Raw genomic sequence first — 16,893 nt, forward strand, 5'->3', positions numbered from 1 at the left:
AGCTTTGCGTCGCGCCGCAGCGCCGCAGCCACGGGGGATTCCGGCCTGCACCAAGGTCGGGCGCGGCATCGCAACAGACGGGGAAAGCCCACGATCGTAGTGAATAACTCTGCTGTTGTTGCGCCACAGGTATGAATTCTACGGCGATCAAGCCCGGCGCTGCCCGAGGTTTTCCTTCACGTTCAATGCTGGCTGCATGAACTGCCTCTTGCTGGTGCGTTGCCAATTCATTCACATCGAACCCCGCCGAGCCCGGCGGCTTTTGACAAGAAACTCGACAGCAATGTTTTCCGGACTGGAACTGACCCTTTTCCTTCTGGCCGCCGCAGTGCTCGGCGTGGTCGCCTTCCGCATGATGCAGTTGCCGCCCATGCTGGGCTACCTGGTGGTGGGCATCATCATCGGCCCGCACGGCCTGGCCTTCGCCGAAGACAACGAAACCACCCATGCGCTGGCCGAATTCGGCGTGGTCTTCCTGATGTTCTCCATCGGGCTGGAGTTTTCGCTCTCCAAGCTCTCGGCCATGCGCCACATCGTCTTCGGCCTGGGCGTGGCGCAGGTGGCCGCCACCATTGCCACGACCATGCTGGTGGCCTGGGGCGCGGCCATGGTGCTGCCGCAGTTCGTCAACGTGACCTGGCAGGCCGCCTTCGCGCTGGGCGGGGCGCTCACCATGTCGTCCACGGCCATCGTCTCCAAGCTGCTCACCGAACGGCTGGAGCTGGAGACCGAACACGGCCGCCGCATTCTCGGCGTGCTGCTGTTCCAGGACCTGGCGCTGGTGCCGCTGCTGATCGTGGTACCGGCGCTGGCCAACCCGTCGGGCAACATCATGGTCACGCTGGGCTGGGCGGTGGGCAAGGCGCTGGTGGTGCTGGCCCTGCTGCTGTTCTTTGGCAGCAAGCTCATGCGCGGCTGGTTCCGCATCGTGGTCAAGCGGCGTTCGCAGGAACTGTTCATGCTGAACCTGCTGCTCATCACCCTGGGTGCAGCCTGGATCACCGAGAAGGCCGGGCTGTCGCTGGCCCTGGGCGCCTTCATCGCCGGCATGCTCATTTCCGAGACCGAGTTCAAGCACCAGGTGGAAGAAGACATCAAGTCCTTCCGCGATGTGCTGCTGGGCCTGTTCTTCATCACCATCGGCATGCTGCTCAATGTGCGCACGCTGGTGGATCACTGGTTCCTGGTACTGCTCCTGCTGACCGGGCCGGTATTGCTCAAGTTTGCCCTCATCGCCGGACTGGCGCGCCTGTTCGGCTCCACCACCGGTGTGGCGCTGCGCGTGGGCCTGGGCCTGGCGCAGGCCGGGGAATTCGGCTTCGTGCTGCTGAGCCAGGCCGGTGGCCTCAAACTGGTCGATCCCATGCTGATCCAGGTGATCCTGGCCGCGATGGTGTTGTCGATGCTGGCCACGCCCTTCATCCTGGCCAAGTCCGATGCCATCGTCATGAAGCTTTCCGCCAATGAGTGGATGCTGCAGTCGCTGGCCCTGACGCAGCTGGCCACGCGCACCATGGGTGTGCAGAAGCACGTGATCATCGCCGGCTTCGGCCGCAGCGGCCAGAGCCTGGCGCGCCTGTTGGAAGAGGAGGGCATCGCCTATCACGCCCTGGAGATGGATCCGGAGCTGGTGCAGGACGCCCGCAACGGTGGCGCCAGCGTGTCCTACGGCGATGCGGCGCGGCGCGAGAGCCTGGTGGCCGCCGGTATCCATCGCGCGGCGGCGCTGGTGGTGACCTATGCCAGCACGCCTTCGGCCCTGAAGGTCCTGCATCACGCGCACGAACTGGAACCCGAGCTGCCCGTCATCGTGCGCAGCCACGATGATGCCGACCTGGAAAAACTGCTGGCCGCCGGCGCTACCGAGGTCGTGCCGGAAGCCCTGGAAGGCAGCCTCATGCTGGCTTCGCACGCACTGGTGATGTTGGGTGTACCGCTGCGGCGGGTGGTGCACCGCGTGCAGGACGCGCGCGACGAACGCTACGCTTCGCTGCGCGGTTATTTCCACGGCATGTCGGACGCCGAGGCCGATGGCGTGGGCATGAACGTGCGCCTGCAATCGGTGACCCTCATCGGCGGTGCCAGTGCGGTTGGCCACACCCTGGCAGAAATCGACCTGCCGACGCAGTGTGGCGCTGAAGTCACCATGTTGCGACGCGGCAAGCAACGCTTGGAATCGGCCCAAGATACGGTGCTGATGACGGGCGACATCGTGGTGCTGCGCGGAAGTTCAGAGAGCATCCTGCGCGCCGAAAAGCGCTTGCTCAGCAAGTAGACGGAGCGTGCCGCTGGCAGCCGATGCGCAGCGGCTCGTGAAGCAAACTTCAGCACGTCTGCTCATCATCCCAGGCCTCCAAAAATAAATCTTCACTTGGCGCATCCCGCACCTGTTCCCCTGGTACGAGAAATGCTAGTGTTTCCGGGCGGTAGCGGCGTGGCCTCATCGGCGCGCCGGACGCATCAGGACTACGGGTCCACACAATGGATCCGTTGTAGAGAAAACAAAAGTGAAGTCCGGGAGGAACATGTTCAGCAAATTAACCATCAGGGCTCGCCTGATTTTCGTCATCGGCTTTTTGGCGTTGCTGCTGGTCGCCTCAGGTGTCTTGGGACTGGTGGGCCTGCGTTCGACCAATGCGCAGATGCGCTCGCTCTATGAAGATCGCCTGGTGGCCTTCTCCCAGCTCGAACGCATGTCGGCGGCGCTCGATGCCGCGCGCAATGGCATCTCCACGTCCATCGTGGGAGACTCCGGCGACATCGACGCCAACATGGACCGCATCGAAAAAGCCATCAAGGCCAACGATGCCGTCCTCAAGCAATACCAGGAGACCCAGCTCACCAGCGAGGAGCGAGCGCTGCTGGACAAGCTCGTGCCGCAGCGCCAGAAGTTTGTCGCCGAGGGCATCAAGCCTGCGGCCGAAGCCCTGCGCAATCGTGACTTCCAGGGCGCCATCGAGCTGTATGGCGGCGTCATGCTCAAGCTCTATGCGGATGCCCATGCCACGCTGGCCCAGCTGATGGACTTGCAGCGCAATGTCGGCCGTGAGCTGCATGAGCAGGCGCAGCAGCGTTACCAGACCTTGCTGGTGGTCATGGGCGTGGCCATGGCGGCGGGCCTGTTCGTGGCATTGTTGATGGGTGTGCTGCTGGTGCGGGCGATCTCGCGTCCCTTGCAGCGGGCCGTGACGGTGGCGCAAGCGGTGGCCGCCGGCGATCTCACCCAGCAGATCGACGTGCACAGCCAGGATGAAACCGGCCAGCTGATGCAGGCGCTGCAGCAGATGAATGCAAACCTGCAGGGCATCGTCGGCCAGGTGCGCCTGAGCACGGACACCATTGCCACGGCCTCCAGCGAGATCGCGCATGGCAACCTCGATCTCTCCTCGCGTACCGAACAGCAAGCCGGGGCGCTCGAAGAAACCGCCTCCGCCATGGAACAGCTGACCTCCACCGTACGCCACAACGCCGACAGCGCGCAGCAGGCCAAGGAGCTGGCGCATTCCGCCTCCGAAGTGGCGGTGCGTGGAGGCGATGTGGTGCGCCAGGTGGTCGACACCATGAGTTCCATCAACCAGTCCTCCAGCAAGATCGTCGACATCATCAGCGTCATCGACGGCATCGCCTTCCAGACCAATATCCTGGCCTTGAATGCCGCCGTGGAAGCGGCGCGCGCCGGGGAGCAGGGGCGCGGGTTTGCGGTGGTGGCCTCCGAGGTGCGTTCGCTGGCCCAGCGTTCGGCGGCAGCGGCCAAGGAGATCAAGGTCCTGATCGATGACTCGGTCACCCGCGTGGGGACCGGCAGCGCCCTGGTGGCACAGGCCGGACAAACCATCGATGAAGTGGTCAGGAGCGTGCAGCGCGTAAGCGAAGTGGTCACCGACATCAGCGCGGCCGGGCAGGAGCAGAGCCAGGGCATCGAGGAAGTCAACAACGCCATCACGCAGATGGATGAAACCACGCAGCAGAACGCCGCGTTGGTGGAGCAGGCCGCTGCCGCTGCGCAATCCATGCAGGAACAGGCGGCGCGCCTGTCGGAAGCGGTCAGCGTCTTCCGACTCGGTGGTGGCAGCGTGGCCGGGATACCGGCCGCTCAGAGCATGGCCGCTCCTGCCACTCCTTCCTTGCCGGCCAAGGGCAGCCTGCTGCTGCGCTGATCCGGCCCGGCCCGTCCGCTACGGCTTTGCTGCAGCGGACAGTTCACCGGAACAGTCGCCCGACTGTTCCGGCCCAGTGCCCTGAACCTTACCGGTACACCGCTAGTTGATCGACCAGTACGGTCGGTTCAGCTGTCCAAGGCCACATCCTCCGACGCCGCCGACCGCGTGCCCGGCAAGGGCGGGTTGCTTTTGCCGTGATAGGCGAACACTGCCGAACACTTCACCTGGTCACTATCGTTACGGCCAGCGGCATGGAACAGGCCGCTATGGAACAGCACCACATCACCCGGCGCCAGCGACAGCGCAATGCCCTGCTCGAACAGGGCCTGGTTGGCGGGCACGTCCGGACGCAGGAAATCCAGTTCATCCATCTGTTGCGGCTGCAGCTTGAGCTTGTGCGAACCGGGGATGAACTTGAGTGCGCCGTTTTCCGGCGTTTCCGCGCCCAGCGCCAGCCACACCGAAATCAGCTCATTGCGCGGGAAGGACCAGTAGCGGATGTCGCGGTGCCAGCCGGTGGCCGTGCCGAAGGCCGGGTGTTTGGTCATGATGCAGTTGTGATGGGCCAGCGTGAGGCACACCGGTTCTTCGAACAGCTGGTGCAGCATGGCCACCAGTTGCGCATCGGCGGCCCATTCGCGATACACCGGATCGCGCTGCCAGGCTGCACGCAGGCGCCGCGCCGTGCGGCCTCCTTCGGCTTCCAGCGAAGCGGGAGCGCCTTCATAGCCTACCTCGGCTTCGTATTCCAGGGGCGCGACCGCGCGTTGCAGGTGATCTTGGGTAACGGCGAGCAGGCGTTCGCGCAGGGCGTCAGGGACCATGCCCGGGAGCAGGAGATAGCCCTGTTCGCGGAAGAAAGCGACCTGGGCGGGTGACAGCGGGTTCGACATGATGGACTTTCGGGGTTGCACGGCAGCCCGTCCATGGCGGACGGGCGAGCCTTCATTGTGCGCCGGATGGCGGCCAGGTGCATGACTGTATGCCATGGCCGGCGCAGCGCAAGATACAGATGGGCAGCAATTCTGTATCGTTTGCGCGTGCGCAAGTCCGGACTTATTTTTCTTGCTTCGACTTCTTCTTCAGCAGCGGACCCAGGTACTTGCCGGTGACGCTGGCAGGATTCTTGGCCACGTCCTCAGGCGTGCCTGCGGCGACTATGCGGCCACCGCCGGCACCGCCTTCGGGACCGAGGTCGATGATCCAGTCGGCAGTCTTGATGACGTCCAGGTTGTGCTCGATGATGGTCACCGTATTGCCCTGGTCGCGCAGGCGATGGATCACCTTGAGCAGCAGGTCGATATCGTGGAAGTGCAGGCCGGTGGTCGGCTCATCGAGGATGTAGAGCGTGCGGCCGGTATCGCGCTTGGACAATTCCAGCGACAGCTTCACGCGCTGCGCCTCGCCGCCCGAGAGGGTGGTGGCGCTCTGGCCCAGCTTGATGTAGCCCAGGCCCACATCGAGCAGGGTCTGCAGCTTGCGCGCGATCAGCGGCACGGGTTTGAAGAACTCGTGCGCGTCTTCCACCGTCATGTCCAGGATCTCGGTGATGTTCTTGCCCTTGTACTGTACCTCCAGCGTTTCGCGGTTGTAGCGCTTGCCGTGGCAGACATCGCAAGGCACATACACGTCCGGCAGGAAGTGCATTTCCACCTTGATGACGCCATCGCCCTGGCAGGCCTCGCAGCGGCCGCCCTTGACGTTGAAGGAGAAGCGCCCGGCGCTGTAGCCGCGTTCCTTGGCCATGGGCACGGTGGCGAACAGGTCACGGATCGGCGTGAACAGGCCCGTGTAGGTGGCCGGGTTGGAGCGCGGCGTGCGGCCGATCGGTGCCTGGTCCACGGCGATCACCTTGTCGAAGTGTTCCAGTCCGCCGATGGCTTCGTGCTCGGCCGGTTCGGTTTGCGAACCGTACAGGTGGCGCGCCGCCGACAGGTACAGCGTGTCGTTGACCAGGGTCGACTTGCCCGAACCGGAGACGCCGGTCACGCAGGTCAGCAGGCCCACCGGCAGTTCCAGGTCCACATTCTTGAGGTTGTTGCCGGTGGCGCCGGTGATGGTCAGCATGCGCGATTCATCGCAGGGCGTGCGCTTCTTGGGCACGGCGATTTCCAGCGAGCCGTTCAAGTACTTGGCGGTCAGCGACTTCTTGTTCTTGAGGATGTCCGGCAACGAACCATGGGCGATCACGTCGCCGCCATGCACGCCCGCGCCAATGCCCATGTCGACCACGTAGTCGGCAGTGCGGATGGCGTCTTCATCGTGTTCCACCACCAGCACGGTGTTGCCGATGTCGCGCAGGTGCTTGAGGGTATCGATCAGGCGGTCGTTGTCGCGCTGGTGCAGGCCGATGGAGGGTTCGTCCAGCACATACATCACGCCGGTCAGGCCCGAGCCGATCTGCGAAGCCAGGCGGATGCGCTGGGCTTCGCCGCCCGAGAGCGTATCGGCGCTGCGTTCCAGCGAGAGATAGTCCAGGCCGACGTTGTTGAGGAAGGTCAGGCGCGAGACGATTTCCTTGATGATGCGGTCAGCGATTTCCTTTTTGGCGCCGGTCAGCTTCAAGGTCTCGAAAAAGGACAGGGTCTCGCGCAGCGGCGTGGCAGCGACCTCGTAGATGGCACGCTGCTGCTTGCCGCTGCCGACCTTCACATAGCGCGCTTCCACCCGCAGGCGGGCGCCGTGGCAGGACGGACACTGCTTTTCGTTGATGAACTTGGCCAGCTCTTCCTTGACCGCCATCGAATCGGTTTCGCGATAGCGGCGCTGCAGGTTGTTGACCACGCCTTCGAAGGTGTGCTCCTTGACCACCGTGCGGCCACGCTCGTTGACATAGGCAAACGGAATGGTCTGGCGGCCGGAGCCGTAGAGCACCGCTTGCTGGGCCTTGTCGTCGAGCTGCTCGAAGGGCACATCGAGGTCGAAGCCGTAGTAGGCGGCGATGCTGGTCAACATCTGGAAGTAGAACTGGTTGCGGCGATCCCAGCCCTTGATCGCGCCCGAGGCCAGCGACAGGTTGGGGAAGGCGACGATGCGCTTGGGATCGAAGAATTCGATATGGCCCAGGCCATCACATTCCGGGCAGGCGCCCATCGGGTTGTTGAAGGAGAACAGGCGCGGCTCCAGTTCCTGCAGCGAATAGCCGCAGATGGGGCAGGCGAACTTGTTGGAATACAGGTGTTCCTTGCCGCTGTCCATTTCCAGCGCAATGGCGCGGCCATCGGCCAGGCGCAGCGCGGTCTCGAAGCTCTCGGCCAGGCGCTGCTTGATCTCGGCCTTGACCTTCACGCGGTCGATGACGACGTCGATGGTGTGCTTCTCGGTCTTCTTCAGCTTGGGCAGCTCATCGACTTCATACACCTTGGCCGTACCGGTGCCGCTCTGGATGCGGAAGCGCACGAAGCCCTGGGCCTGCATCTCCTCGAACAGGTCGGCATGTTCGCCCTTGCGGTTGGCTACCACGGGCGCCATGATCATCAGCTTGGTGTCTTCCGGCAGCGCCAGCACGGCATCGACCATCTGCGAGACCGATTGCGCCTCCAGGGGATGCTCGGGGTGGTCCGGGCAATAAGGCGTACCGACGCGGGCGTACAGCAGGCGCAGGTAGTCGTGGATCTCGGTGACGGTACCGACGGTGGAGCGCGGGTTGTGCGACGTCGCCTTCTGCTCGATCGAGATGGCAGGGGACAGGCCCTCGATCATGTCGACATCGGGCTTTTCCATCAGCTGCAGGAACTGGCGTGCGTAGGCCGACAGCGACTCCACATAGCGGCGCTGGCCTTCGGCATACAAGGTATCGAAGGCCAGCGACGACTTGCCCGAACCGGACAGGCCAGTGATGACGATGAGCTTGTTGCGGGGGAGGTCTAGGTTGATATTCTTGAGATTGTGCGTGCGTGCGCCGCGAATGCGAATTTCTTCCATGGATGCCTTCAGCTAGGGGTTGCCTGCCCCCGCGTGCGATCAGCCGATAAGCGTTAGCGCGTTGTGCGGAGCAGCGATGGGGACAACATGTAACTATAACAGGACTGCGAATGGCCGGCAGGCGGGGCTGCAGCGGCAGATCACCCATGTGGGCATGCCTGCGCGAATTGAAAGCGCGACAGTGGAAAAAGGCTTGCCGGTGCAGCGCAAATGCCGCAGGAAATCGACGGTACAGGTATCCCGAAGTGAAGTTTCCGGCGCGACCAGGCAAGAAAAAGCCGGCCCGCGGCCGGCATGGATGTTCTTGATGGATTGGCAATCCGTTTTCAGGGGGCGCGCTGGTAGACCTTGAACAATTGCCCCTGGTCGCCATCGCGGCGGCCCTCCCAGAACAGGACCCAGTGGCCGTGCGGACGCCTGGTGGCTTCGGGCATCTCCTGGATCAGCCAGCGGCAATGGGTGCGGGCGTGTCCCGCCACGGGCTGGTGCAGGATCCCGGTGTAGTAGAACAGCATCGGCGCCTCAGACTCGCCCAGCGCCTGGCTGGCCATGCAGTCGCCCTCCTGCCAGAGCGGCGCTATCCTGGCGTTGAGGTCGGTGTAGACATATTCATAGCTTTTGCCGTAGTCGGCCCAGGGCATCAGCAAGGTGAAGGCCAGGCCCCACATCAGGGTCATGCCGCCGAACCAGGAAAAGACGCCGCGCCACTGGCCCGCGCGACTGAGCAGGCCCAGCGAGACGATCCACAGCGCGCTCATGGCGCCGGCCGCCAGCAAGGCCAAGGGGTAGACGGGGGTGACGAAGTCCAGCGGCAGCCATTTGCCCATGAAGCCGATGGCCTGGTGCTGGTCGGCCGGGCTGGTGGAAACGAGGTAGATGGCCCAGATCCCCACGGCCAGGGTGCCGAAGAGCAGGCGCGACAACCAGTCCCATACCAGGTGGAGCCGCTGCGGCAGGCGGGGCAGGGCGCGCGCCCCCAGCATGGCCAGCGGCAGCAGGACCGGCAGCAGGTAGAGCTGGCGCGCGGTGGCCGAGCTTTGCAGCACCGCCAGGCTGATGGCGCCGAAGGCCAGCGGTACGGCCACGCGCGAGGTACCGGCCTGGCGCCAGTCGCCGGAGCTCAGCGCCAGTAGCGCCAGGAGGGAAACGGGCAGGGCGAAACCGGCCAGTGCGCGCAGGATCACGGTATGGTCGTTGTCCGACCCCAGTTTCTGGACGGAGAAGCCGAAGAAGCGGCCGACGTTGTTATCCCAGAACCACTCCATGAACAGCGGCATCGAATGCTGGGCCAGCAGCGCTGGCCAGATCACGAAAAAGGGCAGCGAAACCAGCACGGCTGCGCCGACCATCTTCCAGTAGGAGCGCCGCCGGCAGGCCGGGACCAGGATGCCGACGGCCAGGGCGGTGGCGGCGAAGGTCAGCGGTACGAAAAGTCCCTTGCTCATGAGCGTGATGCCGACCCCCAGCCCGAACCAGAAGGCGGCCTTCCAGGAGGGCGTATTGCGTTCCTCATTCAAGGCGATGAGCAGCAGGCCGTAGGTCGCCATGGCGCCGCCGGCCACCAGGGCCACGTCGGTGAACATGTCGTGGGCGTGCTTGACCATGCCCGGCGATCCGGCAAACAGCGCCAGGGTAGCCAGTACCGGCAGGCTCATGAGGCTGTGCTGCTGCCACATGATCTTGGCGATGCGGGCTACGAAGACCAGCGTCACCAGGTTGTAGAACACGGAGGCCAGGCGCGCCCCGTCGTGATAGGGCAAGAGCGGGTGCAACAGCTTGGCCGTGATCACCGCCGTCCAGTAGTACAGCGGCGGCTTTTCCATGAAGGGTTGGCCGGCATTGGTTGGCACCAGGTATTGGCCCGACACCAGCATGTGATGGATCATGCCGAAGGAATACGTTTCGTCCTGCTTCCACGGTCCGTGGCCGAAGATGCCGGGCAGCAGCCATGCCGCCCCCACCAGGACCAGCAACAGCCAGGCCAGGCGCGGCGAGAGCGCGCGCTTGCCCGGGGTCGCTGGCGAGTGCGCAGGAATGAGGGTGCTCGTCTTGCCTTCAGAGAGCGAATCGAATAAGTACATGGTGAATAACCGGATGCGAGCAATCCATGCTGCTCGCGCAACAAACAAAAAACTGAAAACCGGGAAGACAGGGAATGCACGTGCGTCAACGGCTGGCACCGTGATCAGTGCTGGCCGGCTTCTTCGCCATCCTCTGCGTCCTGGTCTTCTCCCCCCTGACGCGTGATTGCCTTCTTTTTCTTGGCGAAATTATTGCCTCACGGAATTCTTCCTTGGACGGAAGCTGGGCGGCTGTTATGAGCACTGCAGAAAAAATGAGCAATGCAATATTTTGGCACAATGTGTGTGCAAAATGACAGGTTTGTCAGGAATGTTGTAAAGAATCGCGTCATTCTCGCTACGCCGGCGGCGGGCCAGCAGCGCAAGGAAGTTGACGCAGGACAGGGAAGTGCGTCAATCCCGCAGGATGGGACCGTGCGGGGTGGACCGGCGCTGCCGGTCGGCCGGACTATCCTGTTACCATACGTCTTTTGCCCCGGCCGGGTTTCCCGCGAGGCCGGGCAGCCGCCAACGCCAGCCACGAACCGTATGTCCCACAACACCCGTTCCACCGCACAGCCTGAAAAATCCGGCATGTCGCGCGCCGAGGTGCGCGCCAGCGTTTCCCTTGCCTCCATTTTTTCCCTGCGCATGCTGGGCCTGTTCCTGGTCTTGCCGGTGTTCGCAGTCCATGCGCACAGCCTGCCCGGCGGCGACAGCGACACCCTGGTCGGCATCGCCCTGGGCATCTACGGCCTGGCGCAGGCCTGCGGCCAGATTCCCTACGGCATCGCTTCCGACCGCTACGGACGCAAGCGCATCATCGTCATCGGGCTGCTGTTGTTTGCGCTGGGTTCCTTCGTGGCAGCCGGCGCCCAGAGCGTGCTGTGGCTGCTGATCGGACGCGCACTGCAGGGCTCGGGCGCGATTTCGGCGGCCATCACGGCCTTCATCGCCGATTCCACCCGGGAAGAACACCGCACCAAGGCCATGGCCATGGTCGGCGCCTCCATCGGGGTGACCTTTGCGGTCTCGATGGTGGCTTCGCCGCTGCTCTACAAGTCCATCGGCATGGGCGGCATCTTCGGCCTGACGGGCATCCTGTCGCTGATCGCCATCGCGGTGGTGGTGTGGGTGGTGCCGGCCGCACCGATGGTGCAGGCGCGCCGGGTGTCGCTCTCCGAGGTGTTGCGCCATGCTGAATTGCTGCGGCTCAACTTTGGCGTGTTCACGCTGCACCTGACCCAGGTCGCCATGTTCATGGTGGTGCCGGCGGCCCTGGTGCAACTGGCCGGCATCCCGCTGGGCGAGCACTGGAAGATCTACCTGCCGGTGGTTCTGGCGTCCTTCGTGCTGATGCTGCCGCCGATCTTCGTGGCAGAGAAATATGGCCGCATGAAGCCGGTCTTCCTCGGGGCCATCGGGCTCATGCTGCTGGTGCAACTGGGCTTCTGGGCGGTGCTCTCGCATCCGCTGGCGCAGGTGTGGATGCTGGTGGCGCTGCTGTTCCTGTTTTTCGTCGCCTTCAACATCCTGGAGGCGGCCCAGCCTTCGCTGGTGTCGCGCATTGCGCCGCCGGCCGCCAAGGGCGCGGCGCTGGGCGTCTACAACACCTTGCAGGCGCTGGGATTGTCCTGTGGCGGCGCCTTCGGGGGCTGGCTCAAACAAAATGTGGGGAATTCCGCCGTATTCCTTCTCTCAGCCGCCCTCACGCTGACCTGGCTTATAATCGCGGCTAACATGAAAAACCTGCCGCGCCGCGCTGCGCAGGCGGCGGGTGCAACAGCCTAAACGTATTCAGGAGAAACAATGGCATCGGTCAACAAAGTCATCATCGTCGGCAATCTCGGGCGCGATCCGGAAACCCGCTACATGCCCAACGGCGAAGCCGTCACCAACATCGCCGTCGCCACGACCGAAAGCTGGAAGGACAAGAACACCGGCGAAAAGAAGGAGCTCACCGAATGGCACCGCATCACCTTCTACCGCAAGCTCGCTGAAATCGCCGGCCAGTACCTGAAGAAAGGTTCGCAGATCTACGTCGAAGGTCGCCTGCAGACCCGCAAGTGGCAGGACAAGGAAGGTGTGGAGCGCTACACCACCGAAATCATCGCTGACACCATGCAGATGCTGGGCGGCCGCCAAGGCGCCGGCGGCGGTGGCGGCGGCATGGATGAAGGCGGCTACGGTGGCGGCGGCGGTGGCGGCAGCTACGGCGGCGGTGCCCCGCGCCAGAGCGCCGGTGGTGGCGCAGCAGGTGGCGGCACCCCGCGCCAGCAGCCGGCCCAGCGTCCGGCACCGAACTTCTCGGACATGGACGACGATATCCCCTTCTGAGCCAACGCCGTACGCTCGCATCCCAAGTCATCCAACCCTCGCTTCGTCAAGAAGCGAGGGTTTTTTGTTGCTCGCGATATCTGTTCACGCTGGCCGACGACGGCGATGACGAGGCCCACAGCGAAAATGAACAAACTTTTCGCATCGGCTGAGATCATAGAGGGCAACGCCCGTCCTCCACGCAGGAGCTCGGTCAGCTGCACCATCCCTATCCACCCTCATCCGACAACGGTAGACCTCATTGAAAGATCAACCCGCCCCGCCACGCAGGGCGCGCACCAGCCGCGTTTTCCTGCTGCCGCGCATCAGCTTGCTGCTTGCCTGTGCTGCGATCACCCCGGTCAAGGCCCAGGCTGCATCCGTGAACGAAGCCAAGGTCGTCAAGGTATTTGAGGGGGTACGTGACCAATACCGCACCTTGGTCACTTGCACCTATCTGACCGAAGGCATGGACGCGAGCATCTCGTACGCCTGGAGTGATCAGCTGGATGAGGCTGCGCAGTTTCTTTCCGAGCTGCAGCTCAGCCAGAACACGAAGAAACGCCTCATTGAGGCCGCCGATGAAGCGCGCTTGCAGCCAGACAGGAAAGCCCGTCTTCGCGACGTCATCGGGCATTGCAACAACAACGGCAAGTTGCTCGCGGACTTCAACAAGCTGATCTTTCCCGACCTGCTCGCGGCCCTGCGTCAAGCCACGGGAAAGGGCCCGCGCTGACATGCGCGCGCCAGTGAACAATGATGACGAATCAGGAGAAAGTACCATGCGACGATATCGCGCATCCTGGACTGCCGCCTTGCTGCTGATGGCCGGTGCGCAAGCCTTGCCGGCCGTGGCCGCCGTGCCCGATGAAAAGGCCTTGCAACAGGTGGTTCGGGAAGGTGCAGATCTGTTGCGCCTGGCAGCGACGTGCCAGCTCTTGTGGCCCGATTTCGAGGAAGATCTGCAATTGCTCTGGGAGCAGCAGATCAGCCTGACCCAGGACGAGCTCAAGGAGCGCAGTCTGCCTCAGCCACTGGTAAGGCGTTTCGTGGAGATGGCCAGGGCGGAGAAGATCAGGGTGCCCGACATCAGCTTTGGCGAAGCCATTGATCGCTGCCGCGGCGATGCCAAGACGGAGGCGCGCAATGCCCGCGTCAAAGCGTACATGGAATACGGTTTGCCCAAGGCTGTCCGCGCACTGTGGCTGAGGTGAGCCCGATCAGGCTGCTCTGCTTCACAGGCATTTCTCGTTCTGTCCCGCCCCTGGTGGAAACACCCCCGCCGGCCGCCATTGCCCCTTGTTCTGGTACTGATACAGCCGGAAGCGCGGCGCCGCATTGGCGCCGCCGGCCGCAAAACTGATCGGCCCGCTCAGCCCCGCATGGCGTATCTGGCGCAAGCTGGCCGCAATCTTTTCGCCGTCGGTCGAGTCGCTTTGCAGGATGGCGGCGATCAGTACGCTGGCCGCGTCATAGGCGTAGTAGGAGTAGGGACTGGGCGGGGCGTCGTAGCGCCGCACATAGGCTTGGGTGAAGGCCTTCCAGCGAGGACACTGCTCACGCGCCAGTTCGTATTCCAGCACGTAGGCCTGCGGCATCTCGGCCTGGCCGAAGGACAGGCTGCTGGCTCCGCCAACCAGCAAGACTTTGGCGTCCAGTCCTGAGCGTCGGACTTCCTCCACAAAGGCCGCCGCCTGGGGAAACAGCGCCAGAAACACCAGCACGTCAGCCTGATACTGGCTGGCTGCCTTGATCGTGGCATTGAAGTCGGTGCTGCGCCGGCCGACCAGGTAGCGCGTGGCCGTCAGCCCGGGCCGGTTGACCAGGCGCGAGGTCAGTTCATCTGTGAGGGCATTGCTGTAGGCCGAATCATTGTGGACCACGAAAACGCGCTTGCCCTTCAAGGTATTGGTCACCACCTCGGCCATCGTGGCTCCCACTTCGGTGGTGCCACCCACGACGCGGAACGGCATGCGGTTGCCCTGGCTGGTCCACTGGCTGGTACCGGCCGTAAAGCTGATCTGCGGGATGCGTGCCACCTCGTACAGCTCGGCCGTGGCCATGGCGGCATCACTGCTCCAGGGGCCGAGCACGCCAGTGACTTTTTCCTTGATGAAGTAACGGGCGACATTGACGCCGAAATTGGCCGTCCCCTGGTCATCCTGGGCCAGCAAGCGGAAACGCCATGAAGATTTCTTCCTGGCGGCCAGGGTGTTGGCATCCTCCACCGCCAGCTCGGCCCCATGCCAGGCACTCTGCACGATCGGCTGCGTGATCCAGGCGCTCAGGCCCAGCGTGACGGTCCGCGTTTCTTCCGCGTGCGATAAGGTATGAAAGTTCAGCAAGAACGCGATGGCCAGCGCCATCGCTGTATCGAGTCGCCGCATCCTGCCCCCCTTTGGCCTTGCCGGCCTTGTCATGTTGTATGTGGCCCCAGGGCCTGTTCCCATTCAATCGCACTCGCAGATTGAATGGGAACAAGCACTAGTATGAAGAAAATAGCACATCCGGCTTCAACCGGGCCAGCGCAACTCGAAACAGCTGCCGCCCATTCCCGAGGGCTGGCATTGGACCGTGCCATGATGCGCACTGGCAATGGCCCGCACCACGGCCAATCCCAGCCCGCTGCCCTTGGCCGCCGTCTCTCCGGTATGCGGGCCGCGCTGGAACGCCTCGAAGATGCGCTGCGCATCGGCCGCCGCCAGGCCGGGCCCGCTGTCTTCCACCCGCAGGCACTGCTGGCCGTCGCGCTGCATGGTCGCGATGCGCAAGGGGCCGGGCGTGGCGTGTTGCAGGGCGTTTTCCAGCAGGGCCAGCAAGGCCTGGCGGATGCGGATCGGATCGCACACCGAGACCTGCGCGGCCAGTGCCAGGGTCACCGTAAAGCCTTTTTCCTGCAGCGCCGATTCGCAGGCCTTGAGTACCGTCATGACCTCCTTGCGCAGATCGGTCTGCTGCAACTGGATGCGCAAGTGGCCGCTCTCGGCCAGTCCCACGATGCGCAAGTCCTCGATCAAGCGGCCCAATCCCTCCACTTGCACCAGCAGGCTGGCAAAGAGCGCCGGATCGGGCTGGAACACGCCATCGGCCAGGCCCTGCAAACGTCCGCGCAAGATGGTCACCGGTGTGCGCAGCTCGTGGGCAATCGCGGCGTTCCAGAAGACGCGTTCCTGCTGCACCCGCTCCAGCCGTTCAGCCATGGCATTGAAGTCGCTGATGAGTTGCGAGGCCTCATCCAGCGGCTGCCGCTCTGCCGCCGCGCGCGCGGCCAGGTCGCCCTGCGCCACGCGGCGCAGGCTGGTGGCCACCGAATTCAAGGGCGTGAGGATGCGCCGTGATAGCCGGATCGCGACCCACACCGCGATGGCCACGCCGATGAGCGTGGTCACCACGATCCAGCCCCATTCGGCGGGCGAGGGCAGCCAGCTGTCCGGCGCGGAGAGTGCCGTGGGCAGGAAGATGAAGAGGGTCGAATAAAACGCGTAGGACCCCAGCAGCACCATCAGCATGATGGTCAGCGCCAGGATGGCGACGGAGCTGATGATCTGGCGCGCCAGTCCCTTGCCGCGCCAGAGGGTCAGGAGATCGATGCCGGGTTTCATTGGGAGATACCGGGTTGGCGCACTCAGCCGCCCTGCTGGAAGCGGTAGCCGACCCCGCGGATGCTCACCGGGATACCGGCCAGTCCGAGGTCTTCCAGCTTCTTGCGCAGCTTGCTGACGTGGCTGTCGACGGTACGTTCCAGGGTGTCGCCCTCGGGCAGGCAAGTGGCCAGCAGTTCGGCACGGCTGAACACCCGTCGCGGTGAGCGCGCCAATTGCGCCAGCAGCTTGAATTCGGTCAGGGTCAGCACCAGGGTGTGGCTCACGCCATCGATCTCAGCAACCGCCTCATGCTGTTCGAAATCGATCACCAAGGGCGGCACGCGCAGGATGCGGCGGTCCTCGCGCTCCTCGCGCGGCAGGCTGCGGCGCAGTACCGCTTCCACGCGCGCGACCACTTCGGCCGGGTTGAACGGTTTGACCACGTAGTCATCGGCACCGATGCGCAGCCCCGTGAGCTTGTCCACGTCCTGGTCCAGCGCGGTGAGCAGGATGACCGGCGTGTTGTCGCGCTGGCGGATCTGCGCCAGCACCTGCCAGCCATTGACCTGCGGCATCTGGATATCGAGCAGCACCAGGTCCGGCTTGAGCGAGAGATGCAGCTCCAGTGCCCGCGCGCCATCGGCCGCGTGCACGCTGCGCATGCCGCTGCGGGCCAGGTAGGCGGCCAGGATCTCGGCGATCTCGGGGGCGTCCTCGGCGATGAGGATCAGCGCGCCCGTGGCCGGTGCGGCCTCGCTGGCTTTCACTTGGGTTGCCGCCATTCTTGCCTTCTCCATCAAAACTCCATCGTTGTACCGCGCAAACCTCACGCGCATGGCCCAGACTCCG

12 protein-coding genes are annotated in these 16,893 nt (G+C 64.0%); 6 read left to right on the forward strand and 6 right to left on the reverse strand.

From position 1 onward, the window contains the following. Positions 1 to 283 precede the first annotated feature (283 nt). Both CEJ45_RS16210 and CEJ45_RS16215 read left to right on the forward strand, forming a co-directional pair. Complete coding sequence (locus CEJ45_RS16210) at positions 284 to 2,275, forward strand: monovalent cation:proton antiporter family protein (RefSeq protein WP_088756097.1); 1,992 nt, start codon at positions 284 to 286, stop codon at positions 2,273 to 2,275. Between the two features lie 250 nt (positions 2,276 to 2,525). After that, positions 2,526 to 4,157 carry a methyl-accepting chemotaxis protein gene (locus CEJ45_RS16215; protein WP_088756098.1) on the forward strand — a complete coding sequence of 544 codons (1,632 nt, stop codon included), beginning with the start codon at positions 2,526 to 2,528 and terminating at the stop codon, positions 4,155 to 4,157. 128 nt (positions 4,158 to 4,285) lie between these two features. Here the strand turns inward: CEJ45_RS16215 and CEJ45_RS16220 are convergent, their stop codons facing one another. The 3 genes from CEJ45_RS16220 to CEJ45_RS16230 form a co-directional block, all read right to left on the reverse strand. Beyond that, positions 4,286 to 5,053, reverse strand: a complete 768-nt coding sequence (locus tag CEJ45_RS16220) for a phytanoyl-CoA dioxygenase family protein (RefSeq protein ID WP_088756099.1) — start codon at positions 5,051 to 5,053, stop codon at positions 4,286 to 4,288. 163 nt (positions 5,054 to 5,216) lie between these two features. Further along, entirely contained in the window at positions 5,217 to 8,084 is a 2,868-nt protein-coding gene (gene uvrA / locus CEJ45_RS16225) for an excinuclease ABC subunit UvrA (RefSeq protein WP_088756100.1), read from the reverse strand. A 326-nt stretch (positions 8,085 to 8,410) separates the two neighbouring features. Then, positions 8,411 to 10,165, reverse strand: a complete 1,755-nt coding sequence (locus CEJ45_RS16230; RefSeq protein ID WP_088756101.1) for an ArnT family glycosyltransferase — start codon at positions 10,163 to 10,165, stop codon at positions 8,411 to 8,413. A 573-nt stretch (positions 10,166 to 10,738) separates the two neighbouring features. Between CEJ45_RS16230 and CEJ45_RS16235 the strand changes: the two genes are divergently transcribed. The 4 genes from CEJ45_RS16235 to CEJ45_RS16250 all read left to right on the forward strand — a co-directional run bounded on the left by CEJ45_RS16235 (position 10,739) and on the right by CEJ45_RS16250 (position 13,674). Next, on the forward strand, positions 10,739 to 11,935 hold the full coding sequence (locus tag CEJ45_RS16235) for an MFS transporter (protein WP_420913305.1): 1,197 nt from the start codon (positions 10,739 to 10,741) through the stop codon (positions 11,933 to 11,935). A gap of 18 nt (positions 11,936 to 11,953) precedes the next feature. Then, on the forward strand, positions 11,954 to 12,481 hold the full coding sequence (gene ssb / locus CEJ45_RS16240; protein ID WP_088756103.1) for a single-stranded DNA-binding protein: 528 nt from the start codon (positions 11,954 to 11,956) through the stop codon (positions 12,479 to 12,481). 241 nt (positions 12,482 to 12,722) lie between these two features. Continuing rightward, a complete protein-coding gene (locus tag CEJ45_RS16245) occupies positions 12,723 to 13,196 on the forward strand; it encodes a hypothetical protein (protein ID WP_088756104.1) in 474 nt (157 codons plus the stop codon). 79 nt (positions 13,197 to 13,275) lie between these two features. Next, positions 13,276 to 13,674 (forward strand): hypothetical protein, encoded by a 399-nt coding sequence (locus CEJ45_RS16250; RefSeq protein WP_088756105.1) that lies wholly within the window; start codon positions 13,276 to 13,278, stop codon positions 13,672 to 13,674. A 21-nt stretch (positions 13,675 to 13,695) separates the two neighbouring features. Here the strand turns inward: CEJ45_RS16250 and CEJ45_RS16255 are convergent, their stop codons facing one another. The 3 genes from CEJ45_RS16255 to CEJ45_RS16265 form a co-directional block, all read right to left on the reverse strand. Next, a complete protein-coding gene (locus CEJ45_RS16255; RefSeq protein ID WP_241517360.1) occupies positions 13,696 to 14,847 on the reverse strand; it encodes a branched-chain amino acid ABC transporter substrate-binding protein in 1,152 nt (383 codons plus the stop codon). 126 nt (positions 14,848 to 14,973) lie between these two features. Beyond that, entirely contained in the window at positions 14,974 to 16,062 is a 1,089-nt protein-coding gene (locus tag CEJ45_RS16260) for an ATP-binding protein (RefSeq protein WP_088756107.1), read from the reverse strand. Positions 16,063 to 16,085: 23 nt separating this feature from the next. Further along, positions 16,086 to 16,826: a response regulator gene (locus CEJ45_RS16265; protein WP_167386308.1), complete on the reverse strand. Its 741-nt coding sequence runs from the start codon at positions 16,824 to 16,826 to the stop codon at positions 16,086 to 16,088. Positions 16,827 to 16,893: the final 67 nt, after the last annotated feature.

This window comes from Herbaspirillum aquaticum (genome assembly GCF_002213425.1).
Classification (GTDB): domain Bacteria; phylum Pseudomonadota; class Gammaproteobacteria; order Burkholderiales; family Burkholderiaceae_D; genus Herbaspirillum; species Herbaspirillum aquaticum.

Coding starts and splice junctions, on each gene's coding strand:
- CEJ45_RS16230 (WP_088756101.1), bottom strand. CDS start 10,165: ATGTACTTATTCGATTCGCTCTCTGAAGGCAAGACGAGCACCCTCATT.
- CEJ45_RS16260 (WP_088756107.1), bottom strand. CDS start 16,062: ATGAAACCCGGCATCGATCTCCTGACCCTCTGGCGCGGCAAGGGACTG.
- CEJ45_RS16235 (WP_420913305.1), top strand. CDS start 10,739: ATGTCGCGCGCCGAGGTGCGCGCCAGCGTTTCCCTTGCCTCCATTTTT.
- CEJ45_RS16255 (WP_241517360.1), bottom strand. CDS start 14,847: ATGCGGCGACTCGATACAGCGATGGCGCTGGCCATCGCGTTCTTGCTG.
- uvrA (WP_088756100.1), bottom strand. CDS start 8,084: ATGGAAGAAATTCGCATTCGCGGCGCACGCACGCACAATCTCAAGAAT.
- CEJ45_RS16210 (WP_088756097.1), top strand. CDS start 284: ATGTTTTCCGGACTGGAACTGACCCTTTTCCTTCTGGCCGCCGCAGTG.
- CEJ45_RS16265 (WP_167386308.1), bottom strand. CDS start 16,826: ATGGCGGCAACCCAAGTGAAAGCCAGCGAGGCCGCACCGGCCACGGGC.
- CEJ45_RS16220 (WP_088756099.1), bottom strand. CDS start 5,053: ATGTCGAACCCGCTGTCACCCGCCCAGGTCGCTTTCTTCCGCGAACAG.
- CEJ45_RS16215 (WP_088756098.1), top strand. CDS start 2,526: ATGTTCAGCAAATTAACCATCAGGGCTCGCCTGATTTTCGTCATCGGC.
- ssb (WP_088756103.1), top strand. CDS start 11,954: ATGGCATCGGTCAACAAAGTCATCATCGTCGGCAATCTCGGGCGCGAT.